The sequence below is a fragment of the Pontibacter sp. FD36 genome, from assembly GCF_015686655.1.
Taxonomy (GTDB): Bacteria; Bacteroidota; Bacteroidia; order Cytophagales; family Hymenobacteraceae; genus Pontibacter.
In genome coordinates this window covers 400,333-425,927 of the sequence record NZ_JADPMP010000002.1, presented here as the reverse complement: position 1 = coordinate 425,927, position 25,595 = coordinate 400,333, and the positions used below count along the sequence as shown (strand labels likewise).

The 25,595-nt window shown below is 48.7% G+C and carries 21 protein-coding genes; 5 read left to right on the top strand and 16 right to left on the bottom strand.

What is annotated here, in order from left to right; all coding sequences use genetic code 11:
* Positions 1-43: 43 nt before the first annotated feature.
* The 4 genes from I0P70_RS04295 to I0P70_RS04280 form a co-directional block, all read right to left on the bottom strand.
* Entirely contained in the window at positions 44-640 is a 597-nt protein-coding gene (locus I0P70_RS04295) for a hypothetical protein (protein WP_196114941.1), read from the bottom strand.
* Between the two features lie 533 nt (positions 641-1,173).
* Positions 1,174-2,271, bottom strand: coding sequence for an N-acetylmuramoyl-L-alanine amidase (locus I0P70_RS04290; protein ID WP_196114940.1), 1,098 nt, complete (start codon positions 2,269-2,271; stop codon positions 1,174-1,176).
* A gap of 148 nt (positions 2,272-2,419) precedes the next feature.
* Positions 2,420-3,037, bottom strand: a complete 618-nt coding sequence (locus I0P70_RS04285) for a hypothetical protein (protein WP_196114939.1) — start codon at positions 3,035-3,037, stop codon at positions 2,420-2,422.
* Between the two features lie 232 nt (positions 3,038-3,269).
* Positions 3,270-4,322: an aromatic acid exporter family protein gene (locus I0P70_RS04280; RefSeq protein ID WP_196114938.1), complete on the bottom strand. Its 1,053-nt coding sequence runs from the start codon at positions 4,320-4,322 to the stop codon at positions 3,270-3,272.
* A gap of 215 nt (positions 4,323-4,537) precedes the next feature.
* Here I0P70_RS04280 and I0P70_RS04275 point away from each other — a divergent pair, with 215 nt between their 5' ends.
* Both I0P70_RS04275 and I0P70_RS04270 read left to right on the top strand, forming a co-directional pair.
* The gene (locus I0P70_RS04275; RefSeq protein ID WP_196114937.1) at positions 4,538-5,044 is read left to right on the top strand and encodes a PKD domain-containing protein; all 507 of its coding nucleotides are present in this window, start codon (positions 4,538-4,540) and stop codon (positions 5,042-5,044) included.
* Positions 5,045-5,074: 30 nt separating this feature from the next.
* Entirely contained in the window at positions 5,075-5,293 is a 219-nt protein-coding gene (locus I0P70_RS04270; RefSeq protein WP_196114936.1) for a hypothetical protein, read from the top strand.
* 97 nt (positions 5,294-5,390) lie between these two features.
* Here the strand turns inward: I0P70_RS04270 and I0P70_RS21570 are convergent, their stop codons facing one another.
* The 5 genes from I0P70_RS21570 to I0P70_RS04245 all read right to left on the bottom strand — a co-directional run bounded on the left by I0P70_RS21570 (position 5,391) and on the right by I0P70_RS04245 (position 13,672).
* The gene (locus I0P70_RS21570) at positions 5,391-8,291 is read right to left on the bottom strand and encodes a PD-(D/E)XK nuclease family protein (RefSeq protein WP_196114935.1); all 2,901 of its coding nucleotides are present in this window, start codon (positions 8,289-8,291) and stop codon (positions 5,391-5,393) included.
* Between the two features lie 151 nt (positions 8,292-8,442).
* Positions 8,443-8,865 carry a VOC family protein gene (locus I0P70_RS04260; RefSeq protein WP_196114934.1) on the bottom strand — a complete coding sequence of 141 codons (423 nt, stop codon included), beginning with the start codon at positions 8,863-8,865 and terminating at the stop codon, positions 8,443-8,445.
* Between the two features lie 55 nt (positions 8,866-8,920).
* Entirely contained in the window at positions 8,921-9,475 is a 555-nt protein-coding gene (locus I0P70_RS04255) for a DUF4287 domain-containing protein (protein WP_196114933.1), read from the bottom strand.
* 85 nt (positions 9,476-9,560) lie between these two features.
* The gene (locus tag I0P70_RS04250; protein WP_196114932.1) at positions 9,561-12,959 is read right to left on the bottom strand and encodes an exodeoxyribonuclease V subunit beta; all 3,399 of its coding nucleotides are present in this window, start codon (positions 12,957-12,959) and stop codon (positions 9,561-9,563) included.
* 176 nt (positions 12,960-13,135) lie between these two features.
* A complete protein-coding gene (locus tag I0P70_RS04245; protein WP_196114931.1) occupies positions 13,136-13,672 on the bottom strand; it encodes a hypothetical protein in 537 nt (178 codons plus the stop codon).
* A 660-nt stretch (positions 13,673-14,332) separates the two neighbouring features.
* Between I0P70_RS04245 and I0P70_RS04240 the strand changes: the two genes are divergently transcribed.
* Positions 14,333-16,189 carry a DEAD/DEAH box helicase gene (locus I0P70_RS04240; RefSeq protein ID WP_196114930.1) on the top strand — a complete coding sequence of 619 codons (1,857 nt, stop codon included), beginning with the start codon at positions 14,333-14,335 and terminating at the stop codon, positions 16,187-16,189.
* 338 nt (positions 16,190-16,527) lie between these two features.
* Here I0P70_RS04240 and I0P70_RS04235 read toward each other — a convergent pair whose 3' ends face one another.
* From I0P70_RS04235 to I0P70_RS04225, 3 genes are all read right to left on the bottom strand, one after another.
* Positions 16,528-16,971, bottom strand: coding sequence for a PA2169 family four-helix-bundle protein (locus I0P70_RS04235; protein ID WP_196114929.1), 444 nt, complete (start codon positions 16,969-16,971; stop codon positions 16,528-16,530).
* Between the two features lie 80 nt (positions 16,972-17,051).
* Positions 17,052-18,281: an NAD(P)/FAD-dependent oxidoreductase gene (locus I0P70_RS04230; RefSeq protein WP_196114928.1), complete on the bottom strand. Its 1,230-nt coding sequence runs from the start codon at positions 18,279-18,281 to the stop codon at positions 17,052-17,054.
* Positions 18,282-18,377: 96 nt separating this feature from the next.
* Positions 18,378-19,205 (bottom strand): SDR family oxidoreductase, encoded by an 828-nt coding sequence (locus I0P70_RS04225; RefSeq protein ID WP_196114927.1) that lies wholly within the window; start codon positions 19,203-19,205, stop codon positions 18,378-18,380.
* Between the two features lie 81 nt (positions 19,206-19,286).
* Between I0P70_RS04225 and I0P70_RS04220 the strand changes: the two genes are divergently transcribed.
* Positions 19,287-20,741: an NAD(P)/FAD-dependent oxidoreductase gene (locus I0P70_RS04220; protein ID WP_196114926.1), complete on the top strand. Its 1,455-nt coding sequence runs from the start codon at positions 19,287-19,289 to the stop codon at positions 20,739-20,741.
* A gap of 88 nt (positions 20,742-20,829) precedes the next feature.
* On the opposite strand, the gene I0P70_RS04215 is transcribed toward I0P70_RS04220, so the two are convergent.
* Positions 20,830-21,234, bottom strand: coding sequence for a nuclease A inhibitor family protein (locus I0P70_RS04215; RefSeq protein WP_196114925.1), 405 nt, complete (start codon positions 21,232-21,234; stop codon positions 20,830-20,832).
* Positions 21,235-21,355: 121 nt separating this feature from the next.
* Between I0P70_RS04215 and I0P70_RS04210 the strand changes: the two genes are divergently transcribed.
* Positions 21,356-22,228, top strand: a complete 873-nt coding sequence (locus I0P70_RS04210) for an SDR family oxidoreductase (protein WP_196114924.1) — start codon at positions 21,356-21,358, stop codon at positions 22,226-22,228.
* Between the two features lie 287 nt (positions 22,229-22,515).
* On the opposite strand, the gene I0P70_RS04205 is transcribed toward I0P70_RS04210, so the two are convergent.
* Genes I0P70_RS04205 through nirK form a run of 3 tightly spaced genes read right to left on the bottom strand, consistent with a single transcriptional unit; the run spans position 22,516 to position 25,488 of the window.
* On the bottom strand, positions 22,516-23,175 hold the full coding sequence (locus I0P70_RS04205) for an SCO family protein (protein ID WP_196114923.1): 660 nt from the start codon (positions 23,173-23,175) through the stop codon (positions 22,516-22,518).
* A 10-nt stretch (positions 23,176-23,185) separates the two neighbouring features.
* On the bottom strand, positions 23,186-23,989 hold the full coding sequence (locus I0P70_RS04200; RefSeq protein ID WP_230391979.1) for a formylglycine-generating enzyme family protein: 804 nt from the start codon (positions 23,987-23,989) through the stop codon (positions 23,186-23,188).
* Positions 23,990-24,009: 20 nt separating this feature from the next.
* Entirely contained in the window at positions 24,010-25,488 is a 1,479-nt protein-coding gene (gene nirK, locus I0P70_RS04195; RefSeq protein ID WP_230391978.1) for a copper-containing nitrite reductase, read from the bottom strand.
* Between the last annotated feature and the right edge of the window lie 107 nt (positions 25,489-25,595).

Below are 25,595 nucleotides of genomic sequence, written 5' to 3'. Positions count from 1 at the left end.
GCTCCAGAGAACTGGAGCGGGCTTTACTTTTTAATATAGCGACTTAATTACCTGCAGGCAGGTAAATCTGAAGGCCGAGACTAATGGAAAGACCAGTAGCTGATCCTCCAAAGTCTACGTTAGCATTGCTGCGGACCAGGTTAAGCATACCTTCTAGCGCTACGTTTCTTGCTACAAAGTACGCATAGCCACCGCTAATACCATATACGCGTGAAAAAACGGAATCTCCATCACTGTCTTCTTCAGAACTGCCCGCTATACCTACAATGGCTTCACCAAAAAATCTGCCGGTAGGAGAGGCGCCCTCAGGAAAATAGTAGCGTACAAATGGCGTCACACCGTATCGGAACGATTCGCCACCACTGTAGATAGACAAACCTAACTGAGCCTGAGCGCCAATCACTGCATTATCACTGATAAAATAGCCTGCTCTAGGAGTTACATCCAGGCTGAAGGTTTTGGACTTGAAGTTGTGACCAACATTGGCAACACTTGCGCCAACAAGCCAATTTCCCTGTTGTATAGCATCACTAGCTACCGGGGCTGATGTTTGAGGCCGGGGAAGGTCTTCAACATCTTGCGCAAAGACATTAGTTGAGAAAAAAATAATCAAAGCTGATAGTAAATAAATTCGTTTCATAGTAGTAGTCTTTAAAAGTTCGTGACTAATTGTACTTAATTCATTGTAATAATCCTATAATTATAAACGAAGGGAGACCTCTTTTGTTTAGAATAGGTATTTCTTGGGATATAGAAGCCTGTTTTCGATCAACGGATCGATTAAAGTAATTGCACAAAACTTACAGCTGAGATTGGTGAACAGAAGTAAGTTTTGAGTTAACATGCCATGCTTGCTGGCTAATGCAGCCAGGCACTGCTGTATGGTGTCATCTTGCAAAATCTTGCTTATGCCTTAGATTGTCGTTGCCGACATAAATGCGTGCATACAGGTCACTTCTTTCTAAAAGAATTATGACATAATGATTTCTTGCAGCGCTCTACTCCGGTCGTGGTAAAGGACAGGAAATATGAAGCGCCAACAGATGATTGGAATGCAGGATGGAGTGGAGAAAACGGGGTAGACTTATCCGCATTTGCGGTATACAGCATTATCCTGATATTAATAGAGGCAGTTTAGGCTAAGCGACTATTCACCCGAATAAATAGCATTTATTATTCGGGTGAATAGTCGCTTAGCAGGCCTTCATAGATCCAGTTGGCAAGGGCCTGGCGGTTATCCGGAATCACAAAACGTCGTTGATCTTTTACATTGCGGATGTTACCGAGCTCAATAAATACGGTTGGGGGGTGACTGTATTTAATCACGTACAGGCTACTGCGCTGTGATACATTTCCAGAGTAGTCGCGGTTAGGCTGGTAGCGTCTGTATTTGTTCGTGAAAGTCTGGTGAATGTTCTTTGCCAATTGCTCCCCATCCTTGCTGTTTTCGTGATGATAGAAGAATACATCGATGTTCTGGCTTTCACTGCGGCTATCGACGTGAATGGCCAGCATGCGCTGGTAGGCGCCCTTGTGTTTCAGGTATAAGCTGTTTACCGCATTGGTTCGCTGACGCAGGCGCGCACTGTGGTTGAGTGGGATTGGTTTGTTTGGGTAAACCACCTCATTCCGGTCCATTTTCAGAATTCCTTCGTCACGTATGCCGTTGTCCGGGTCCTGCACGATCATATACACAGTAGCACCATGCTCCATCAGTACCCGCGCCAGGCGTATGGTTACGTCATAGGCATATTCATCTTCCGCGAGATCATGGCTGCCATACTTGCCCACGGCACCCGGGTCAGGTCCGCCATGCCCGGAGCTGAGGTAATACACCGCTCCCTGTAGCTTGCTCGACTTTACTTCCACACGGGAATACTTCTCCCCGAACAAAGGCATTTCAATTACCCGGGCAGCTACCTTGGCTGGGGCGGCACTTACATCGCTTCGTGCTTTACTGGTTTCAGTGGCGACACGTGTATTGTCGCTGGCCACGGCGTTGTTTTCGGCTGAAGTAGCACCCTCAGGCAAGGTGTACTCTTTGCCGGCAATCAGGCCGTTGTCTTTGCCAAATCGCTCCTTATTCATCTCCACAAACTTCTGAAGATGCTCGGAAGGATTGAGCCCGTGGCGGCGCAATAAGGTATAGATTCCGTCGCCGGGCATCGCTACTACCTGCAGGTTAGAGCTTTGACCGAAAACGGCTAAAGAGGATAATAATAATAGAAGGGTGATAATAGAGGTACGCAATGCAATCAAATTTATCGGCATGTGTTAAGAATCCGATATTACTAAAAATGTATGAAGTATAAAAGTCCCGTTTCAAGATCAACGCATAATATCGGAGGCTCTATATACGGGACTTCGTATTTTTTACTTCATTATTTTTGATTCATTTTAAATGCGACTCCGCACTTCTCTACTTCACACGGTAACTCTTGAGTTCATAGCGGCGCATCAACTTGTCGGAGTCGGCATAATACCAGTCCGTTCGGATCATTCCGATGTCAGGCGTTACGTATTCTTTGACCCAGGTCGTACTCAGCGAAGAGGATGCTTTTTGGGAAGTCTGTCTTTCAAAACTGAACTCAAGTGCCTGGTTCGCATGCGGTGAATCCGGTACAGCTACAAGGCCTGATGTTCTTCTGTGGTAGATCCACAAGGTATAATTCGGGTACTCGTATCCATAAGCGATGCCCGACATCTCGGGGCTAGGGTAAGTAATATACTGTTCTTTGGCGTCCTTTCTATAGTACACGTATCCATCCTTGTCATTCCGTACGATCGAGCCATTACTCAAAATATACCAGGTGGTTTTGCTGATCAGGGTATCTTTCACTACCTGCCGTCTGAACGAACTGGTGGTGAGAATATCGCCATCAGTATTGTAATCTATCACGTCATATACCCATTCATTGCCGACCTGCAATGGCATGATGATTTCCACCGGTACAATTTCTTCTTCTTTATCACAGGAAGAGAAGCAAAGTGCCAGGCACAAAAGGGCGACGGCTCTGAATAAAGGCTGCTGTTTCATAGGATTATAGGCTTTCTTGTAGTTGTAAGATGCTAATAATCAATGAGACGTTGCATGCTTTGCTTAAATAATATTATAAAAGTCAGATATTATTTTTCTTCCATGCTTAATTGCCACATTAAGGGCTTTGCTGGTCTTTGTAAAGCCCTTTTTCCTGCTGACAGAATTTTCTCTATTTGAATGGTAGCTCAAGTTTTGGGGTAAAATACAAGAGCGCAACAAACACTGATATCTATCTTTCAGCCTCTGTCAGAATTCGTTTCAGGTCAGTGAGAATGCTGCCTACGTCCCGCTGCATCTCAGGCGATTTTATGTCTTTCAGGTACTCCAGGCAACGGTCCTGCTCCAGGCGGGCCTGCCGCATCAGTTTCTTTAGCTGCACGATGTTTTCTTCCGATGAATCAACCACGCTTTGTCCAAAAGCAACGATGCAGTTGGCGGTGACCTCCATGGCGAGTTGCAACTGCTCTTTTCCTGCAAATGCCGATCGGAAGGGTTTAACTTTCTGCAGATCGGCCAGACTTCTGCGGATACCTCGGATCTGGATGGTTATACTTTCAAGGTTGTTTATATGGACAGCCAGGCGGTTCAGCGCTATACGCTTGTGCGTGAGCAGGAAGTTGTACTTCAGGCTTTGCTCGGCCAGGTCAAGCGCTTTCCGGCTGTCAGCTGATTCTCTGATAAGGGCATCTACTTCAGCTCGCCCAAACTGCATGCGCTTGCTGGATGAGTCGATTAGTTTGCTAAGCCTCACCAGCGTATCAGCTGACAGCCTGCTATACCTGACCACGCTTCTTTCCACATCCGGAATAGCATTCTGCGGCACGATCAGGGCATTGATGATAACAGCTATACCTGAACCTAGCACCGTCTCAGCAATCCGTTCGAAAGCATAGCCTTCTTCGGTATGTCCGAAAGCCAAAACCAGTAGCGAACTGATGGCTACCTGTGAAATGATCTGCGGGTTCATACGCAGGGCTTTTGAGATGCCCATACCCAGCATGATGACCAGGAAGATAGAGAAAGTGTTGATGCTCAGCCAATGCCCAAGCAACATGCTCAGCAAGACGCCACCAATAATGCCCACTATACGCTGCGTCGCTTTATTCACAGAGTCGAGTACCGTTACCTGTACCGTAATGATGGCGGCAATAGGCGCAAAGTAAGGGTATCCGGACTGCAGCAGGGTAGAGGCGATGAACCAGGAAAGCGAAGCGGCAAAGGCCGTTTTCACAATCTGCAGGGTCAGGCCTACTCGCTCAAATATATCGATGACGCGGTTCACAAAGGATTACTACTATAACTGATGCAATTGGTTAGATATGATTAGATAAAAATGACACTTTCAACAGTGACAACTGACATTCAAGGGATTAATTTTAAATTAAAGTTTAAATATATAGCACTTAAACTTTATTATGGTATAAATTTTGTGTCCTGCCTGAGTCAAATGGCCTTCGAAGCGCCCGTGATTTTATTTCTAACTGTAAAACAAACACGATGAAAAACTACTTCCTGATTGCTGTACTGTTGTTCCTTTTTTCCTGTAAAGAGAAAGAAGATGTTGTCCTTCCTGCAATTGAATTTGAGCTGATCGACAAATTTGGTCATAATGCTGAAATATTCGCTGTAAAAGAAATGGTCAGGGTTGAGGCGGTTGGTGAAGCGGATAGTTACTTCTGGGAATTTGGAGATGGCGAAACGTCCAGAGAGATGAAACCCGCTCACACTTACAAAGAGATGGGGACTTACACCATCAGGTTGACAACTAAAAACGGAGATGCAGTGCGCACTGTAAGAAAAGTGATCAAAGTGGGTAACTATTATGCAGATGAAGTTCAGCTGATCAACTATGCCGACAGCTTCTGGGTAGACGGAACCAGCACGGATGCACAATCTGTAAAAGAAACAACCGACATGTACCTGTCTGTCAGTAAACGTTACTATTCCGATGAGGAAGATCCACTGCTATTTACGAGTGAAATTTTTAAGGATGTAGATAAATAGAAACTGCCGCTGAGCATCAAAATTCCTGATTTGCGGATGGATACAGAGCAGTTAAATCATCGATTTGATTTCTACGCGAAGAGTGACAATGAAGAAGAAGGTATAGTGGCCTCTAATTATTACGTAACGGCTTCCACATCCTACTTTACACCCGAGAAAAACGAAGGATATGTTGTAGTAGGCCGCGGCAACACTCTAGGAGATGGATTTGAAATAAGGGTCATCTACAAGAGAAAATTACTTAATTAATCCCCTTTTGACTTAACCTTCCCAGGTCTTATTCTAAAGACCTGGGAAGGTTTTTCATTTTATGCCTCTGTTTAAGAGATACCTTTATTTCGCAAAATTATCGCGCACAGATGCCCCGGTATGGACAATACTGGCAGATCTCCAGCTCTTTTGTTTTCCGGATCACTTCATTTGGGTCGAGTAGTTCCTGCACAAACCGGGTGAGCAGCTTCTCCGAAGAAGTAATGAAGTCCTCTCCGGTCGCCTGATCAAATGGGAAGTCGGCGGTGAGTACACCGGCATCCAGATTCCTGAATGATAGTATCCCTGATCTGGGCACAATGCGTGCCGGGTCTAAGTGACCTGCATTACGAAGCAATAGTTCAGGTTTTTGCTCCAGGTTGCGCTGCAGGATGTACTCGTAGAGCCACAGCTGCCGTGCCTTATCGTACTTGGGCGAGGTAATAAAGTGCAGGTCTACATCATCCGGCTTCACGTTTACCTGGTTGCGTTCTACTTTGCCGGTTTTATAATCGATCACGCGGAGTTCTGCGCCTTTCAGGTCGATGCGGTCGGCTTTACCAGCTACCTTCACAGGTATAAGCTCATCACCCACCTGTACCTGCAGCGTTGTTTCCAGCTGCTCTTCGAGGCGCAACACATAAAGCGGCAGTTCATCATCAGACTTCAGCAAACTCTCCAGATACTTCTCCAGCACCTGCACAGCTACTTTGAAAAGCAGGAAGTTCATGCCGCGCTCAGGCGTAGCGCCTCGTGTCACTTTCTTAAATTCGGCTTCTACCTTAGCTGGCAGATCTTTGAGCATCTGTTCTACATGTGGCTTTTCGATCGGCTGGCCATTCTGCTCAAAAGGCCGGAAGAAGTCCTCTAACACCTGGTGCACGATGGTACCAAACTGGTCCGCGCCGAGCTGCTCTTCCACTTCGTCAATCTCCCTGATCTTAGCGATGCGGCTGAAATAGTATTGCAGCGAACAGTTGATGTACATGTTCAGGTGTGAAGGGTAGAGGCCTCGCTTCAGTTCCTGCCGCAGCTGCTCCAGCGTCTGGGCATCTTTGTGGATGACAATATCCTCGTCGTACTTTTTCTGATCACGCAGCTCCACCGTAGCGGTCAGGTCGCTGAATTTGATCTTAGGGTTGCGCAGCGCCAGGTCGTTCTGCAGCTGAAGTATGAAACGGCTCTTTTCGCCGGAGCCATAGGTGTCGGATGGCAGCACGTAGAGCAGGTTCACAGTTTTGGCACGCTGCAGCAGACGGTAAAAATTATAGGCCATAGCCCCCTCGGTTTCAGCATAAGTAGGCAAACCAAACTGCTTCAGCACATCAAATGGCATCAGCGACTCATGACGTTTTGGAGCTGGCAGTGTGTTCTCATTCACCGACAGGATGATCAGGTTCTCAAAATCCAGCGCACGAGTCTCCAGCATACCCATGATCTGCAAATCAGAGATAGGCTCACCGCTGAAAGGAAGCCGTTGCCGGGCGATCAATTCGTTGAGGAACTTACGGAAGCTGCGCACCGATATCTTCTGCTCGCGGCAGTCGAAAATCGTATCGAGGCGCTTAACTATGGTATAGAAGATGTAGAGGTACTCGGTTTCGATGGTGCTGGGCTGGTGACTGTACATTTTATGCAGCAGGTCGATCAGCCTGTAAAGCGAGGCAATGATGTCGTCGCAGTCACGCCAGGATGTAAACAACACTTCGAATAGCGGTTCGTGCTTGCCCATCCTCAGCAGGTCGTTTGCCGTGATCAGCACGCGGTTGTCCTGCACGATCTGGTCCAGCACACGCTGCACAAATCCGTGGAGTTCCGGCTTGTCGGACTGCTCATTTATATACAGCTCATACCTGCGGATAAAAGGGTGGGAGAGCAGCTTGGTTACCGTAAGGTGATGGTACTGGTATACCTTGTAACCCGACTCCTGCAGCTGTGTCACGCCGGTCAGGTGCACGTCGAACAGCAGGTCGATCAGGTTGTAAAGCGGCGTGCCTTTAAAACTGAGACCCATGGTCACGTTATAATTCGGCACCTCGTTGGGAATAGAGTGCAGCACGGGAAGCAGGAGTGTTTCATCGGGCATGACCACTGCGATCTGTGCGTGCTTATCGCGCGTGCGGATCTCCTGGATCAGCTGCCCGGCCAGTTTACCCTGCATACTGGCATTGGCCACCCCGATCACATTGATTTCTTTCTCGTCCGTGAGCAAAAGGTTTTGCTGCCAGCGCCATTCCGGCAAATTCCAGGTGCTCTTATACCTGCGCAGGAAGCTGCCCGCACGATTAGGCGTACCCTCCTCCATGTAGAAGTCGTCGGAGTCAAACAATACCTCCGCTTTGTTGTGCTTGAGCAGCGTGCGGATGATCTTCTCCTCAGAATTAGTCAGGGCGTTCAAGCCAATGAAAAGGTATTGGGCGCATTCCGGCGACTTAGCCAGTTGCTCGATATTATCAGAAACAATCTTAAAAGCCATACCTGTATAAGCCTGCTTGCGCTCCTCCAGGTGGTTTTTCAGGTTGTGGTAGGTCTTCTCGATGTTGTCCCACAGGCTGAAATATTTCTTAACTGCAGGAGTCAGGTCTTTGCCGAGGCGCTCCGGGTCCCAACGCTCCAGTGCCTTGGCCTCGCTCACATAATCGAAGAGTTTGCCAGTGTCCACCAGGTTTTGGTCAATGCGGCTAAAGTCGTCGAGCAATGTGCCGCCCCATGTGATGAACTGATCGAAATCGAGGTTGGGGTCCTGTTCGCGCATCAGGTCGTAGAGCTCCAGTTGCAGGTTAATCGGCTCCAGCACATCCACTTTGGCCAGCTTGGTAATGAAATCCTCCATACCAGACACCTCCGGGGACCATATGGGCTCGGGTGCAGCCTGTGCCAGGGCATTCTTAAAAAAGAAACTCGCACGTCGCGACGGCAGCACGATGCACAGCTCGCTGATGTTCTCTTTATACTTTTCGTAAACGTATTTTGCCGTTAGCTCAAGGAAGGTCTGCACTTTTTTGTTGAGTGATTGAGTGGATGAGTGAATTAATGAGTTGGGAATTTGTAGGATGGTTAAGCTGCTGAATTGTTAAATTATTAATTGCGCGATTCGGACAATTAGAGACCTTTCACTACAACTTTCTGCCTTCTTAACTTTCTAAATTTTAACTCAGAACGTTTCCTGTTTCATCCATCTTCATGAAGGGATTATAGGCGATCTCCCAAAGGTTATCATCGGGGTCGGCGACGTAGCTGCTGTAGCCACCCCAGAACACTTTTTCAGGTTGCTTGAGTACGCGGACACCTTTGCCTGCAAGTTCTGCTACCAGGTCATCCACCTCTTTTTCGGAGCTCACATTGTAGGCCAGCGAAAAGCTTTTAAAGCCCTTGCCATCAGCCTCCAGACCGGCATCATCTGCCAGCGACTCTTGTGGGAATAGCGCCAGCTGCAGGCCATTCAGCTGAAAGAAAATGATGCTCTCTGTGCTGCTCTCGAGCGGCTGCCAGCCAAATATGTTCTGGTAAAATTCCCTGGAGCGCTGCAAATTCCTGACGCCTAATGTAATGAGTGTAATTCTCTGTTCCATAATTTCCCTCTTATCTCTTAATATCTCTCTCAAAGCTAAACCGCTATATTATCTTTTACCTGGCTCCTTCATAAGCCTCCCTCAGCCAACCGATTAGCTCTGCGTCAACATCATCTGTCTGCTCCAGTCGCACGCGATGCGAGCACATGGCATTGAAGCTACCAGAGTTTTCCAGTCTGCCTTCCGCTTCTCTGCCTTTCAGGTTAATACCAACGTCCAGCCTGGTTTTGGTAGAGGGCTGGATCAGGGCAAACTGCTTTTTACTACGCACACTCACATAAGCATTTTTAGGAGCCAGTTCTACATCATTTCCAAACTGCTTCAACTGGGCAACAAGTGCTTCATAAATGAGCAGGAGCTGCTCTTTTCCTTTGTATTGCTTTTCGATCAGGTCTTCCGGCTTCTCAGCTGATCCGGCATCCGTTCCTTTAGCTTTGAGTGCTACCATGTTGGCAAAGCCATGGGTAAAGCCGTGATCATTTTTTAGAAACTTCACAATCTCACCGTGCTTTTGCAAACCGCTACTCTGTACAATCTGAGTCCACTCTTCAAGCGACTTACCTGTGTTCTTTTCCAGGTTATCGATCATGGTTTGTGCTGCTTTGTCCATGTAATTAATGTATAATCAATGATTAGTAATTATTCTATAAATGATGAAGAGCAATCCGTTATTAGACATTACTCATTATTCATTCTCAAAGTGCCAGCCCCATCTGCAGGCTCTTGCCGCCATAGGACCATTCGTACAGTTCCTCAGTATCGAAGTAGTAAAGCAGGCATTTTACTTTTTCGTAACCAAGCTGCTTAAAGCGCACAGCGTAATGGTCGAGCTTGTTGCGGTGCTCTTCCTGGGGCGGTGGTAATTTAAATTCCAGCAGCACCACCTGATCACCGTTAAACACCACCCTGTCAGGCTTATAGAGATAGGCGCGTGCATCCAGCAGTTCCTTTTCATGCTCCACAATAACCTTTTCCGAAAAGTAATGGCTGATCTTCGGGTGGTCCACGACTTCGAGCAAACGCTCTTTTAAGGTACTCTTTTCCCTGTCGCTGATGATGCCCTGGTATACCATCTGGCGCAGCACATCATCAAGCTGCGCTGCGGTCAGAATGCGGGAGAGGGCGTAGTGCAGTTTCTTGTTCTGAATGCGCTGCTCGGTCTGCGTTTCGAAGTCGAAGACGTTGTTGGCATGTTGCTTGAGCTGGAGGCGCTTTGCCCAGTCGTTTGTCTGTAGGTAATCCAAGGTATAGGCGGGGCCGATCTCGCGTTTGTCGCTGTTTTGCGCCCTGGACTCTCCGGCGTATACCTGGTAGCACAGTTTGCCTGGTTCCCAAAGCCCCTCAGCCACCAGGTAGCGGTAGAGCAGGTGACTCACATTTTTGGCTGTTCCTTCCAATGCCTTCTGTGCCTTTCTTTCCTCAATCAGGTCCTTGCCGTTACCAATCAGGTATAGCCTGTCCTTTGGACGGGTCAAGGCCACATAGAGCATGTTCAGGTTTTCGATAAAGGTCTTCTCTATCTCAGTATTATATTGGTCAGCTAGTTCGGTATGCTCCAGGCGTGAGCTGATGTTCACCGCCACGCTGCGCAGTTTGCCCATCACCTTGTTGTCGTCAGCCAGACGGCTCCACATCAGGGCTCTCGTCTGCGGCTCGGTGCTCCAGTCGGCAAACGGAATGATAACGATTGGGTAGGCGAGGCCTTTGGCTTTGTGAATACTGGTGATCGTAATGGCATTGCGGTCTTTAGGCGTATTGATGCTCAGCTTCTCCTTTTGCACGTCCCAATATGCCAGAAAGTTGTTCAGGTTATTGCTGTTCTTGAGGCTGTACTCCAGCACCAGGTCCAGGAAGCGGAACAGGTACTCGCACTCGTTGTTGTGCCCCAGCAGATTGAAAATGCGGATCAGCTGCTCGGTGAGTTCGTAGATCGACAGGTTGCCCGTCTCACGCTCCTTCACATCAAACTTTAATTCACGCAGGTAATCAAAAAACAGCTGCGGATCGGGCTGGTTAGAGATCTGGGCTATCTTCTGGGCCAGTTCTGAAGTTGGTACTTTGCCGCTGGTCACAGTGTGGATCAGGTATAGCGCCTCTGATTTTGCCAGCGTGTCATTTGGACGGTTAAATACCCGGAACATGGCAATGATCACATTGATCACTTCTGCAAACTGCAATGAAAGAGAATCCTGCGAGATGATATCGTACTGTTTCTCCTTAAGGAAATTGGCAATTAGCTTACTCTTGGCATTGGTGCGGCACAGGATAGCCATGTCCTTCAAGGTATAGCCATCCGCTAAACCCTGCCGTACAAGTTCGATCACCATGTTGAGGGTGCTGGCATCATAGCTCAGTTCCTGCGCATGGGTGTATTCATCGTAGAGCTCTTCCGTTCGGACACAGCTGCTCAAGTCGTATTTGTAGTTCAGGTCGTCGGGGTAAGTAAACATGATCTGCACCTTGCCACCAGCCTTTCCGGATTCAGGCGCCTCCTGTACAAACTTATCGTCGTAGATGGAGGTGAAGGTGCTGTATACCTTGTGTTGTTCACTAAAGAAGGTAAAGAGCTTGTTATTGAATTGGATGATCTCGCGGCGACTTCTGAAATTCTGCTGCAGCTCATCAGGAGCCAGATTTTCACGCACTGATTCATAGCGCTCCCGGATCATGTGCCCATGGCGTCGGTTTTCGTAAAGCAGGTGCGTGTTGTTTTTGTAAAGGTGCAGGATCTGCTCCATCTCACCGCCACGCCAGCGATAGATCGCCTGCTTGGCATCGCCCACCACCATGCTGAAGTGTCCGGAAGCCAGGGCGTTATCGACGAGCGGCAGCAGGTTGTTCCATTGCAGCACGGAGGTGTCCTGAAACTCATCGATCAGGATGTGGTTGTACTTCTCACCGAGTCGCTCATAAATAAAAGGCACAGGCTCCTGCAGCACAATGTCGATGATGCGCTTATTGAATTCTGAAATATGCACTGTGTTACGGTCAAGCTTGATCTCCTGCAGGCACTTTTCCAGCTCGTTCAGCACCGATACTTTGTAAAGGTGTGGCACTACCGCTGAGATTAGGGTAAATGTACCGGCATATTCTTCTTTGATCGACTCGATACTATAATAGAGATCTGTGAGCAGCTGCCGTATCCCGTCAATCTGGTTTTTTGTAGCAGTGGAGGCCTTACCGGCATACCACTTGTCTTCCTCCACCGTCTGGCGGGCGTAGTTGTTACCGTATGTCAGATCAGCTTCGCGGTTAAACTTACTGAAATAACCGTACAAACCGCGATTGCCCTGGTAGAAATCAGCAGGGGAGAGGCCAGCCTGCTCAATCGCTTGCAGCGCTTTACCCGCATCTTCCTGCAAAGCCGCCAGTATACCTTCCTGCAGTTCTTTGAGCTGTTTCCTGATCTCCCTGAAATCCTCGAGCGTGAGTCCCTGCAGGTCTGTCACGGCTTCGTATACCTGTTCATTAAGCAGGTTCTTTGCAAAATCAGCCAGGTCATCGGGCAAAGTGTTCCAGCTGCGTCCTTCGCGGGCTTTTTCCAGGGCGTACTGCTCGAGCGTTTCCGAGAGCAGGTCATCTTTCCGGTTACTCACCTTGTCCAGCAGCAGCTGCACGGCTGTGCTCACCAGCGTCTGGGAGTCCAGGTCTACTTCAAAGTTATAGGGTATATTAAGCTCCTTTGTAAAAGCCTGTACGATCTTATTGACGAAGCTGTCGATCGTGCTGACAGAGAAATCGCTGTAATTGTAGAGGATCTGGGTAAACAAGAGCCCAGCGCGCTGCCGTAGTTGCTCTTTATCAAAGTGCTCATCCGGGAAGCGCTTCTGCAGCTCATCCGTTATCTTCTCAAGCAGGTCCTCGCTCTTTTGCAGTTCGCCTCCACTCAGATTCGGGTTGTTGAAATTGCGCAGGGCCCCCAAAATACGCTCCTTCATTTCAGCCGCCGCATCATTGGTAAAGGTGATCGCCAGGATAGACCGGTAGTAGTCCGGATCAGCAGTATGCAGCGCAAGCTTCAGGTATTCTTTGGTCAGGGTATAGGTTTTGCCGGAACCAGCTGATGAAGAGAGTATCTTAAAATTTGGCGACATAGCGGAAGGCTTTTTAAAGGATTCTAAAGATACACCTACGACATGGTTTATGCCAGAGCCCGCCCTTAAAATTATGGTCTGCTGGTAGCAAATATTTGGAGATCAGGGTATAAAATACAAAAAGCTCCCCCGCTTACGCGAAGGAGCCTGTTGCCTTTCTATATTAGAGTAAAAGGCTATGCGTATACGACCTGGCCTTTCTTTTCTTCTTTAGCAGGGGCAGGAGCATGTACACCCACACATACATTGCGCATGATGCGTGCCATGGAAATAGAGTAATCAGTGATAATACAGTGCTGCTGCTCTGTGCTCATCAGCGCCTTGCCGCCGCCCAGCGTCAGTTTGTTCAGTTCGATCACTTCATCAAAATTCTGACGCAGCATCTTAAGCGCCTTGAAAGATGGCTCGTTATAGTACATTGGAATCACCTGGCACACGGCGTAACTTCCCTTTGCGCGTTCCTTTGCTATCATACTACACAGGTTGGAAGCATTCATTTTATCAAGATCAGAGATGATCACAAAGAACACCTTTGCCTCACTTTTGTCTGATTTGATAACCGCATTGCTTTGCAGCAGGTTGCGTGATACTTTGGCGCCCTTCATGAAATCTTCGTCCTTCAGGATCTTGTTGTGAATCTTGAAAGCCAGTGCGCCTGATGCGATTAGATGAAAGTCCTTGCTTTTAGCTGTGATTTTGGAGAAGTGTAACATAATTAGAAAGGATTAAAGGGTTAAAGATCTAAAGTATTTTTATGCTGCAGGTTATATACTGCACATTTATTTCTAAAAATATTGCTTTCAATTGATTGGATAGGGCGGCGGCAGTTAAACCTTTAACGAATTGATCACAAAGACCATCAATTCTTAATAGGATTAAGTTCTTGTGTTAAAATTTAACTGGTTTCGATCCTGTAATACACTAAACTACGTGCAATATATTGGATATACCAATGAAAAATTTTAATAATAGTTAACGGCTTGATTTTAAGGGTGAATGTAGTCTGTTTACGGGTAAATGAAATCAGTGTTTCTTATTTCAATAATAATTTGGAATATTTTGACGCAAAATAAAAAAGATTTTGAAATAAATATAATCGTTCGCCATTTTCTCATAACAATTTTATAACCGAATAATACACACCTACTTATGTTGGCTTATTTGATAATATATTAGCACGCATGACGATGATTTCATTTATTATGCGTACCTTTGCAGCCGATTTGGAATCAGTCTGATTTAAGTAAAACTGGCTACACCGCTGTTACAGCAAAACCTGGTTGATTTTTATTCTTGTCGGACTTCTTTCTCGTAAAGAAGGGTTTATGGACAGGCTGTCTCCAGACGTAGTGTAAAAAGTTATTATAATCAGAATGAACAAAATCAGATTTGACGAGCTTCCGCTTTCGCCGGAAGTACAGCGTGCTATCGCTGACATGGGCTTCGAAGAAGCATCTCCCATCCAAACAGAAGCAATCCCGGTAGTTTTAGAAGGACGCGACATTATTGGCCAGGCCCAGACGGGTACGGGCAAGACGGCCGCTTTCGGTATACCTACCATTGAAAGCATCGACGAGAACGATCGCAGTGTGCAGGCGCTTATCCTGTGCCCAACACGTGAATTGGCTATTCAGGTAGCCGGAGAAATCCAGAAACTTATTAAGTATAAGCCAGGCATCAGCATCGTGCCTATTTACGGTGGTCAGGCTTACGACCGTCAGCTGCGAGCCCTTAAGCAGGGTGTGCAGATCGTGATCGGTACGCCAGGCCGTGTGATGGACCACATCGAGCGCGGTACGCTGAAACTGGACAAGATCAAAAAGATCATCCTGGATGAGGCGGACGAAATGCTGGACATGGGCTTCCGTGAAGACATCGAGTTTGTGCTGAGCAAAATGCCGGAAGAGCGCCAGACGATCTTCTTCTCAGCTACGATGTCTAAACCTATTATGGAGCTGACCAAGCGCTACCAGAACGATCCGGTGATCGTGAAAGTGGTGCACAAGGAGCTGACCGTAACCAACATTGACCAGGTATACTTCGAAGTGCGTAACTCTATGAAGCAGGAAGTACTTTCCCGCATCCTGGACATGCACAACATGAAGTCGGTGATCATCTTCTGCAATACTAAGCGTATGGTGGATGAACTGGTAACCAACCTGCAGGCCCGTGGCTACTTTGCCGATGGTTTGCATGGTGACCTGAACCAGAACCAGCGCTCTAACGTGATGGGCAAGTTCCGTAACGGTATGCTGGAAATCCTGGTAGCAACTGACGTGGCCGCCCGTGGTCTTGACGTAGACAACGTGGAGGCTGTGTTTAACTATGACCTGCCGCAGGACGAAGAGTCTTATGTACACCGTATCGGCCGTACAGGTCGTGCCGGTAAGTCAGGCAAGGCGTTCTCTTTCGTAGCAGGCCGCTCTGACATGTACAAGCTGAAAGACATCATGCGCTATACCAAAGCGAATGTGCAGCTGCAGCAGGTACCTACTTACGAAGACGTAAACGAGATCCGTACCAACCTGTTCCTCGACAAAGTACGTGAAGTGCTGGAGAAGGGCAACCTGACCAAGCATGTTAACACCATCGAGAAACTGGTAAACGAAGATTATACCTCCCTGGAAGTGGCGGCTGCCCTGCTCAAAATGAGCCTGAAGGAAGCTAAAACGAAAGAGGCTGGTAAAGAAGCTGAAAAAGGCCTTGGTGGACCAAAAGCCGGTTTCGATCGTCTGTTTATCACGATTGGTAAGAAAGACCGTGTGCATCCAAAAGACCTGATCGACCTGCTAAGCCAGAACGCCGATATTCCTGCTTCTAAAGTAGGCGATATTGACCTGTATGACAAGTTCAGCTTTGTAGAGGTACCTACTGAATACACAGCTGACATCCTGCAGAAAGTTGGTCGCATCGAGGTGGAAGGCCGCATGGTGATCGTAGAGAAATCGCAGAAGAAAGAAGGCGGTGCCGGTGGTGGCAGAGAAGACTTCGGCTTCAGTGATCGTGGTGGCAAGCGCTTCGGCGGTGGTGACCGCGGTGGCTTCGGTGGCGATCGCGGTGGCTTCGGTGGCGATCGTGATCGTGGAGGCGACAGAGGTGGCCGTCGCGACGGCGGATACGGAGGCGGTGGAAGCCGTTTCGGTGGCCGTGGCGACCGCGACTCTTTCAGAGGCGGTGACCGTCGCAGCAGCGGTGGTGATCGTGGCGGATTCCGCAAAAAAAGATTCTAATTGACCGAACCTGCCTGCGGGTAGTTCGTATAAAAGGATATACAAAGCTTGAAGTGTAAAAAGCTTCAAATTGTTAGAAAAGGCTGACTTGAAACGTCAGCCTTTTTGTTTTTAAAATATTTTTCCTGAACCTGTAACCTTGGTCCTAACCTTCCGTTAAAGAAGGTATCATAAAAAGGTTGGAAGATTATTCTACTGTTTTACGCAGTTAGAAATGATAAGCCTGACATCAGACGGATGTCAGGCTTATTACTTTTATACCTGTCTGTCATTCAGCAGAAGCACAAAAAAAGGAGCCCTAAAAGCTCCTTTCTGTTTTATCTGTCAATTACAAATGATCAGGCACTGTCACGCAGTGAACGGATGTGGTCATGTGCGTTTTTCACATCCTGGTACTGCTGCTCAATGATTGGCTTGAGGTCACCCGGTAAATTCTTCTCCTTGGCTTCTTCATAGGCTTTCACTGCATAGTCTTCGCCACGCTCACACTCTTCCAGTATACGCTTTCTGTCTTTTGAAGAGAGGGCGGCTTTAATATCAATCCAGGCACGGTGCAGGGTGCCTTCGATGGAGCTGGACTCATCGTCTGTCTTGCCCATTTTATGCAGTTGATCCTGTAGTTCAGTAATCATGCTGTCGCGCTGCACGGCATACTTACGGAACAGTTCTTTCAGGTCCTGGTCCTCTACGTCTTCGGCAGCAGTTTTATAGCCCTTTACACCGTCTTTGCATCTTTCGATGAGATGGTGTACGGTTGAGTAAACTTCTTTATTAATTTCCATAGTGATATTTTTATTAGGTTTTGTATGCTGATGTACTGCATTCCCTAATTTTTTGTTTCCAAAATGGATATATCGCTATGCTAGGATATGGAAGCGGCTATGGCCCTGCCCGCTAAGTAGCCTGTGGTCCAGGCAGCCTGAAAGTTAAAACCACCCGTAATGCCATCAATGTCAAGCACTTCTCCAGCAAAGTATAAGCCCGAATGAAGGCGGCTCTCCATCGTTTTCATGTTGACCTGGCTCAAGTCTATACCACCACAGGTCACAAACTCTTCCTTAAAGGTCGTTTTACCGTCCACCTCAACAGGCATTCTTAGCAGTGCCTCTACCAGTTTGTTTGTATGCTTGGCAGGAAGTTCAGCCCACCTTACTTCATCATTTATACCTGCTATACCTGTGAGCGCCTTCCACAGTCGTTGCGGCAGACCGAAAAGCGGGTTGGTAGTCACTACTTTTTTTGGATGTGCCTTTCTGAACTGTTGCAGCTGCTCCCGCAGGCTTTCTTCCGTTTGATCATGCACCCAACTCACCAGGGCGGTGAAGCGGTAGTTCATACCATGAAAAAGGCGGGCTCCCCAGGCAGATAGCTTCAGCACTGCCGGTCCGCTATAACCCCAGTGCGTGATCAGCAAGGGGCCTTCGTACTCGAGCTTCTGACCAGCTATGCGCACTCTGGCCAGGGGCACGGACACACCCTGCAATTCCTTGAGCGGCGAACCCGGCACATTGAAGGTGAACAGCGACGGAACAGGCTCCTGAATGGAATGGCCGAGTACCCGCAACCAATCGTAACCCAGGCTTTTGGGATTACCGCCCGAGCTAACTAATACCCGGTCGGCGTGCAGTTCGCGATTATTGCTCAGGTATAAGGTATAGCCTCCTTTGTCAGGTTGAGGTACAATGCGCTCCACGGCCATACCTGTTTTTACTTCCACACCAGCCTTGGCGGCTTCGCGTTGCAGACAGTCGATAATGGTTTCGGAGTTATCGGTGATCGGAAACATGCGGCCATCAGCCTCTGCTTTCAACTTCACGCCACGGCTCTCAAACCACGCTACCGTTTCCGCTGCCCCAAAAGTCTTGAATGCTTCCTTCAGCTGTTTGGCACCGCGCGGATAATGCTGCGCAAAAACAGAAGGTATAAAACAGTGATGCGTCACATTGCAGCGCCCGCCACCCGAAACCCTCACTTTAGACAACAGTTTGTTGCTCTTCTCCAGGATGGTAACCTGTGCTTTCGGATTAGCCTGCGCACAGGCGATCGCCCCAAAGTATCCGGCCGCACCGCCACCTATGACTATTATCTTCATGAAGATTTTTAATTGTTAATGGGTCGTTGTTGATTGTTTGCTCTAAGTGGATAAAACAATTAGCAATTAACAATCAGCAATTCTTCTACAAAGATACTAAAAGAAAGCCATGGGATCGGGATGGGAGAACACATAGGCCAGGTCGTCTTTTAGTTTCTGGCTGTTGATCAGTTTAAAACTGGTTTCTTCCATGTCCTGAAAGGTAGGAGCTTCCAAGCCGATGGCTTTGGTAGCCGCTACATAAAAGTCACGCCGGCTCGGGTGCTCGTCGGCGCAGGCATTGTATACCTGGCCCCATTTCTTCTCAGCAATGATGCGCTCTAAAATGTTGAGGCAGTCCTCCAGATGGATCATGTTAACGGGGGCATCCCCGTTCGGCAGATCATGCTTGCCGGCCATGAAGCGTCCCGGCTGCCTGCTATCTCCAACGAGCCCTCCAAAGCGCACCACGGTGCATACCCAGTGCTCACTGTCCTGGAACATTCTCTCCACATGCAAGAGTGTGTTGTCAGGGTCCAGTTCATCGGTAAAGCTGGTGTCTTCTTCGGTCACGATGCGGTTGAGTTCAGGGTATACCGAGGTGGAAGACACGAATAGTACCCGGCTGACAGGCGACTGCAGGAGGGCTTTCTTCAGTACATGCATCTGATGCAGGTAACTCTCGCCTCCATCAGCGCGAAGTTTGGGCGGAATGTTCAGTACCAGCACATCTGTCTGCAGAAAATCATTTAGTACCTCTTCGTTCAGTGCAGGATCGAAGAGGTTGATCAGATAAGGGTTTATTTCAGCTTGGCGGAGGATGTCCAGCTTCTCTTCAGATGTAGTAGAGCCATTTACGCGCAGTCCGGACCGTACCAATCGTTGAGCCAATGGAAGGCCGAGCCAGCCGCAGCCCATCACGCTTATGTCAACTTTCTTTTGCATCGCTTTGGTGTTTTGGAGGTAACATTCCGTAAGCTCACTTGTTATCGGTTGCGACAAAGGTAAGCCTAAAATTATACATTCATGCAGTACGACGTCATCCTGATCGGATCTGGATTTGGTTCACTCACAGCGGCAGCCCTGCTCGCCCAAAGGGGATTAAAAGTGGCTGTGCTGGAACAAGCCAAATACCCAGGTGGCTGCGCTTCTTCTTATAAACGAAAAGGCTACTGGTTTGAGACGGGCGCCACAACGCTGGTAGGCCTGGACGAACACATGCCCCTGCGCTATCTCCTCGATGTGACAGGTATAGAATTGCCGCTCCTAAAGCTTGACACTCCCATGCAGGTGCATCTACCAGACGGACAGCTGCTGACACGCTATGCCAAACTCGATGATTGGATTGAAGAAGCCGAGCGAGTGTTTGGGCCTAAAGGACAGCGACCATTCTGGGAGCACTGTTTTCAAATCAGCCAGAAAGTATGGCGTACTTCGCTGGAGCAAAGAACCTTTCCATTCTCAAATGTTAAAGATCTGTGGCAGGCAATAGGGAGCTTTCGTCTACATCAGCTGTCCTTGCTACCCGGTGCCTTCAGAACGATGGAAGATTTGCTCAACAGGTATGGACTGCTAGACAATAAGCTCTTCAGAGATTTTGTAAACGAGCAATTGCTGATCACGGCGCAGAACCACCTGGGGGAAGTGAATGAGTTGTTCGGCGCGACCGCCCTGTGCTATACCTTGTTTGGCAACTATTATGTAAAGGGCGGCATGATTGGTCTGGCTCGGGCGATTGAACGCTATCTGCACAGTAAGGGGAGTACGATCCTGTACCGGCGCAACGTCCATACGATTACCAGTTTGCCGAAAGGGTATGAGGTAAATTGCCTGGCTGGTACCTACCAGTCACGCTTTGTGATCAGTGGCATACCGCTAAACGACACCTATCAGCTTTTTCAGAATGATCAGGTAAGGCAAAAGTTGCAGCCCTACCTGCTGCCTTCTGCGAAGCTAAACGGGGCCTTTACCATGGCGCTGGTCCTTTATGAAGCACCTGCTATACCTGTGCTGCACCACCAGGTACATGTGCCCGGAGGCTTACCTCTCATTGGCAGCAGCAGCTTCTTTGTGAGTTACAGTCATCCAGCTGACAGTGAGAGAGCACAGGAAGGAGAAAGGGTCGTAGCGATCAGTACACACGTACCTGACCCGGCAGCGCTTCGCATCGAAAACAAAAGACAATTGGAAGAGGCGATCATCAAGAGGATGGAGGGGTTAGGCCTGCTAAAACGAGCAGATATTCTATATCAGGATTCGGCTACTCCCGGCGCCTGGATCTACTGGACGCAAAGGGCCTACGGTATGGTAGGCGGTTACCCTCAGTACCGCGACATAAAACCCTGGCAGATGAAAGACGCCCGACTCGACCACAAAGGCGCCTATACATGTGGAGATTCCGTGTATCCGGGGCAGGGGATAGTGGGTGTTTGTTTGAGTGGTATCATTGCAGCAAATAAGCTTGTGGCGGATCACTTTTAATTCGACATTGTTACTACTTCAAAAGATATAGCCTTAGAGCTAAGTTAAAAAAGCCCCCGACTGCTTTAGCCGGGGACTTTTCTTTACATCAGGTTTCAACTACCATCGTTTTAAGTCCTGCAATCTCACCGCCTGGTGTGCGGCCTAGTATGAGCACCAGTTTCTGCGTCTCACCGACCCGGTATACCTTAACATCCTGCAGGAGCTCGTGCAGCTTCTTTTCCAGGTTCTGGAAGCGTTTGGCCTGCTGCATGCCCTCGTCACCGGCATCGGGTCTGGCATGCGTCATGTTCCTGAGAAAATAACCGAGCTCCATTTCCTCAAAGGGATAGTCAGCTGGCATGGCCGCCAGTTTGAGCACCGTCTCTTCGTCAAGTGTCTCGCCCTGAAATTCTTCGGCCTGATAAAATTCAAAAGGGGCATCCGTTTCGCTTATCATGAGCAGTCCGTCGGTAGCCTCTTTCAGTTCGGTTTCAATTTGTTTTAGATCCATAGTTTTAAATGCTTCAGCAAAAGAATGCTTCTTTTACTCTGATTGTCGTTGGAGGTTCTTATCTTTAGATAGTCAGCACTGACAATTATACGTTAGCTCTTTTTAAAACAAACAAAATAAAATGATGAAGGCAGAACCTATGCTGAAAGAAGGCGCCCTGAAAGGGAAGACCATTGTGATAACCGGAGGCGGCACAGGCCTAGGCCGCTCGATGACAAAATATTTTCTGGAGCTTGGCGCCAACGCCGTGATCTGCAGCCGCAAACAGGATGTGCTCGATAAAGCCGCCGAAGAGCTGATGCAGGAAACCGGCCGACAAGTACTGCCAATCGCCTGCGACGTGCGCAAATACAACGAGATCGAAGCCATGCTACAGGCCACCCTCGACAAATTCGGTAAGGTAGATGTGCTTGTGAATAACGCAGCGGGCAATTTTGTGAGTCCAACAGAGCGTCTCAGTCACAAAGCCTTTGATGTGATCACTGACATTGTGCTGAAGGGTAGTTATAACTGCACGCTGGCACTCGGCAAGCATTGGATCGAGCAGAAGCAGGAGGGGACAATCCTGAATATCGTGACCACCTACGCCTGGACCGGTTCTGGCTATGTAGTGCCATCTGCCTGCGCCAAAGCAGGTGTACTGGCCATGACACGCTCCCTTGCGTCTGAGTGGGCCAAGTATGGCATCCGCTCCAATGCCATTGCCCCAGGGCCGTTCCCAACAGAAGGTGCCTGGACCAGACTATTCCCGAAACAACTGGCTGATAAACTCGACCCGGTGAAGCGTATACCTGTCGGCCGCTTCGGGGAGCACCAGGAACTGGCCAACCTGGCCGCCTACCTGGTGTCAGACTACGCTGCCTTTGTGAACGGCGAAGTTGTAACCATTGACGGTGGCGAGTGGCTCTACGGTGCCGGTGAATTCAATTCCTTCGACCAGATTCCGCAGGAAATGTGGGACGCAATGGAGAAGCAGATGCGAGGAAAGGGGTAATTGATTTAGTGATTTAGCGATTGAGTGATTGAGTGATTGAGTGAATTTTTATTGATTGATTCACACGTTCATCTCGACGATAGAAGAGAACTGGACCATTTATATGTCTGAACAATACTTCAGATTTCTCCCTAAGGTCGAAATGACATAAAATTCCTTTAGCTGAAAGCATCAGTAGAAGGACTTTATTTGCCGGAATAATCTGATAATAAATCTCCCCAAATATAAAAACCCCTGGACTGCTCTGTTAGGAGTTGCCCAGGGGTTTTCATTGTCATAGCTATACCTTAGATCTTTTGCAGCAAGCCTTTGATGGCGTTGACGGTTTCATCAGGTTCAACTCCGAGCCCTTCGGCCTGGTGGATGATCTCACCGTTTTCACTCAGTACCGTGATGATGTTAGAGTGGGAGATCTCGCCATCCAGCTCAGTCTTGTACTTCATGTTCAACAGTGCTGCCAGTTCCCGGATATTGTCCTGCTCACTGGTGAGCAATGTCCAGCGTTTGGGGTCCAGGTTATTGGACTTCGCAAATTGCAAAAGACGCTCCGGCGTGTCGCGGGCAGGATCCATGGTCACGAGTACGATGCCGATGTCTTCCCGCTTGTATTGTTCCAGTCCCATCTCTATGCGCTTCAGGTCCGCGATAATGCGCGGACAGGCATAGCTGCAATGGGTATAGATCATGGCTACTAGCTGCACTTTACCTTGTAATTCCTGCAGTTGTAGTTCCTGGCCATCCTGGTTTTGCCAGTCGGATTCCAGTTGATAAAGCGACATATCCGTCAGCCCCGCAGTAGGTATACCGAGCGTGCCGGTGCCATCCGGAAGTTCGTTAGCAGCGACTGGCTTGGCGCAGCAGCTGTCTTCTTTTTCTGCGACTTCCTGCTGGCAGGCCGTCAGGCTAAAGGCAATACTGGCGAACAGGTATAAGGTATAGCGTTTCATAACAATCTGATTATTTTTGAGCAGTGGTTTTAGCGGGTACATCCTGCACGCATCGGAAGCCAAGGTTCGCCACGGTATAGTTGGCTTTGAGGCTGGAGCGGAAGGCGTAGCGCATAAAGGCCACATAATTTTTCACATCACTGGCTCCGGTTGAACCGGCACCGCAGAAGAGCTGCCTGTCCAGGCTGGCGTTTTGTCTGGATTCTCCCACAATCAGGGCTGAGTTGAAGTCAGAGGTCCATTCCCACACCAGACCGATCATACCATACAGCCCATAATAGTTTTTGAAAGCGTTCTGAACAGGTGGCAGGTACTTCGGGTTAGGCTGGCTGTACCAGTCAAGGCTGCGCTGATAAAAGCTGGGCTCGCTGGAGGCGTCCTTCTTCGTTTCGCTGGCCAGTGCGGCAAACTCCCATTCGTTCACGGTAGGCAGTCGCTTGCCCTGGCATTCGCAATAGGCTTTGGCAGCAAACCAGGACACGTTGATCACCGGGCTGTTTTTAAGCTTATCAGCGTTTGTACCCACTCCCAGGTCAGAACTCCAGTGCTTCAGGTAACCGGCGTCTGCAAAAAGTGCTTTCACTTCCGACTTCTTCCACTTTGGGTATTCCGCCACAAATGCTTCAAACTGTGCATTCGTAACCGGGTATTTATCCATGATAAAGTCCTGTACTGATACCGACTGGTTGTTGCTGCCGTAAAGCGGCACAAAAGTGCCTCCCTTCACATGAACCATGTTGGCAGGAGTGCCCTTTTGTGCTTGTGCTATACTACAGGCTCCGAGCATCAGCAGAATTGTCAGAAGTCGTCGCATGATTGAAAAGCGTTAATGAATTAGTGCTTGTAGTTGGCTTTCGCCTTCTTCACTTGTTCTGGTGTGATCTCACCACCCTTGTTGCCCCAGTTGTTCATCACAAAGGTCATCACGTTGGCGATCTCTTCGTCTGACAGCTTCAGCTTTGGCATGGTGCTGTTGTATACCTCACCGTTCACTTTGATCTGACCTTCCAGACCGTGTGCTACCACCCCGATAGAGCGATCTACGTCGGCGTTCAGGTAGTCAGACTTGGCAAGCGGAGGGAAGGCGCCTTTGATGCCCTGGCCTTCTGCCTGGTGACAGGCCTGGCAGTTTTGAGCGTACAGGGTTTTGCCTAGCTCCATGCGCATCTCTTTGTTTGAGGCAAAAGCTGCTTTCGGTGTATTTGTCTTCGGCATTTCCTGCACGGTAGAGCCTTCTGGCAGGTATATCTTTTGCTCGGTTTGTCCTGAGAAGATGGCCAGGTTATCCGGACCTTCTACTTTCAGCATGCCCAGCGCACCTTTGTTGAAGGTTCTGAAGATGGAGTGGTCAACGAGCACATAGTTGCCCGGCACGTCTACTTTAAACTCTGTGATAGCTGAACCACCGGCAGGTACCAGGGTTGTCTGCACGTTCTTGTTCAGGTTGGTGCCACCTTCAGGGTATACCGTGTCGAAGATCTCACCGATCACGTGGAAGGAAGAAACCAGGTTAGGGCCGCCGTTGCCAACAAATAGGCGAACTTTATCACCTACTTTGGCTGTGATGGCATTGTCGCCTGTCATAGAGCCAACAGAGCCGTTAAATACCACGTAAGATGGTTTCTCGTCCAGGGCTTTCTCCATATCGAATGGCTGCAGACCAGGCGCTCCAAAGGCTCCCTTGGTGTAGAAATCGCCCTGCATCACGTAATACTCCTTGTCAACAGGCTCCATACCTTCTTCCGGCTCTACCATGATCAGGCCATACATACCGTTGGCGATGTGCATACCTACCGGTGCTGTCGCACAATGGTACACATACAGGCCAGGGTTTAGGGCTTTGAAGTTAAATACTGTTTCCTGTCCTGGAGCTGTGAAAGTGGCGGCTGCACCACCACCCGGGCCTGTTACGGCGTGCAGGTCAATGTTGTGTGGGTTTTTGCTGTCGGGGTGGTTCATCAGGTGAAACTCTACCTCGTCGTTCTGACGCACCCGGATAAATTTGCCCGGCACCGAACCACCGAATGTCCAGAAGGTATAGTCCACGCCATCGGCCAGTTTCTTCACGACTTCTGTTACTTCCAGGCGCACCACCACTTTGGCAGGGTGCTTACGGGTAATAGGAGCCGGTACAAGCGGGGCATCCGTGAGTTCTGCTTCGATCACGGGCATCTCGCCAGGAGTTGCCGTTTCGTTCAGAGAGTTGAGTATTTCGGCGTTTGTGGTCTTGGTGCCACAAGATGAAGCGATGCCGAGGCAGAAAATGCCCACCATGGCCAGCCGTATTGCTTTTGGTAAATGTGACCGTTTCATAAGAATTGCTGTTAGAGTGTCTTTATGGATACAAAAGAACACCCCGAACTCCTTTATTCTTATGACAGTGGTCAGTCGCAGAAGTGACTTATATCACTTAGACATAT

Excerpts from the sequence above, each read along its gene's own strand:
- I0P70_RS04225 (WP_196114927.1), bottom strand. The coding sequence starts at position 19,205 with ATGCAAAAGAAAGTTGACATAAGCGTGATGGGCTGCGGCTGGCTCGGC.
- I0P70_RS04235 (WP_196114929.1), bottom strand. The coding sequence starts at position 16,971 with ATGGAAATTAATAAAGAAGTTTACTCAACCGTACACCATCTCATCGAA.
- I0P70_RS04220 (WP_196114926.1), top strand. The coding sequence starts at position 19,287 with ATGCAGTACGACGTCATCCTGATCGGATCTGGATTTGGTTCACTCACA.
- I0P70_RS04290 (WP_196114940.1), bottom strand. The coding sequence starts at position 2,271 with ATGCCGATAAATTTGATTGCATTGCGTACCTCTATTATCACCCTTCTA.
- I0P70_RS04200 (WP_230391979.1), bottom strand. The coding sequence starts at position 23,989 with ATGCGACGACTTCTGACAATTCTGCTGATGCTCGGAGCCTGTAGTATA.
- I0P70_RS04260 (WP_196114934.1), bottom strand. The coding sequence starts at position 8,865 with ATGGAACAGAGAATTACACTCATTACATTAGGCGTCAGGAATTTGCAG.
- nirK (WP_230391978.1), bottom strand. The coding sequence starts at position 25,488 with ATGAAACGGTCACATTTACCAAAAGCAATACGGCTGGCCATGGTGGGC.
- I0P70_RS04205 (WP_196114923.1), bottom strand. The coding sequence starts at position 23,175 with ATGAAACGCTATACCTTATACCTGTTCGCCAGTATTGCCTTTAGCCTG.
- I0P70_RS04285 (WP_196114939.1), bottom strand. The coding sequence starts at position 3,037 with ATGAAACAGCAGCCTTTATTCAGAGCCGTCGCCCTTTTGTGCCTGGCA.
- I0P70_RS04210 (WP_196114924.1), top strand. The coding sequence starts at position 21,356 with ATGATGAAGGCAGAACCTATGCTGAAAGAAGGCGCCCTGAAAGGGAAG.
- I0P70_RS04255 (WP_196114933.1), bottom strand. The coding sequence starts at position 9,475 with ATGGACAAAGCAGCACAAACCATGATCGATAACCTGGAAAAGAACACA.
- I0P70_RS04240 (WP_196114930.1), top strand. The coding sequence starts at position 14,333 with ATGAACAAAATCAGATTTGACGAGCTTCCGCTTTCGCCGGAAGTACAG.
- I0P70_RS04215 (WP_196114925.1), bottom strand. The coding sequence starts at position 21,234 with ATGGATCTAAAACAAATTGAAACCGAACTGAAAGAGGCTACCGACGGA.
- I0P70_RS04295 (WP_196114941.1), bottom strand. The coding sequence starts at position 640 with ATGAAACGAATTTATTTACTATCAGCTTTGATTATTTTTTTCTCAACT.
- I0P70_RS04275 (WP_196114937.1), top strand. The coding sequence starts at position 4,538 with ATGAAAAACTACTTCCTGATTGCTGTACTGTTGTTCCTTTTTTCCTGT.
- I0P70_RS04250 (WP_196114932.1), bottom strand. The coding sequence starts at position 12,959 with ATGTCGCCAAATTTTAAGATACTCTCTTCATCAGCTGGTTCCGGCAAA.
- I0P70_RS04245 (WP_196114931.1), bottom strand. The coding sequence starts at position 13,672 with ATGTTACACTTCTCCAAAATCACAGCTAAAAGCAAGGACTTTCATCTA.
- I0P70_RS04230 (WP_196114928.1), bottom strand. The coding sequence starts at position 18,281 with ATGAAGATAATAGTCATAGGTGGCGGTGCGGCCGGATACTTTGGGGCG.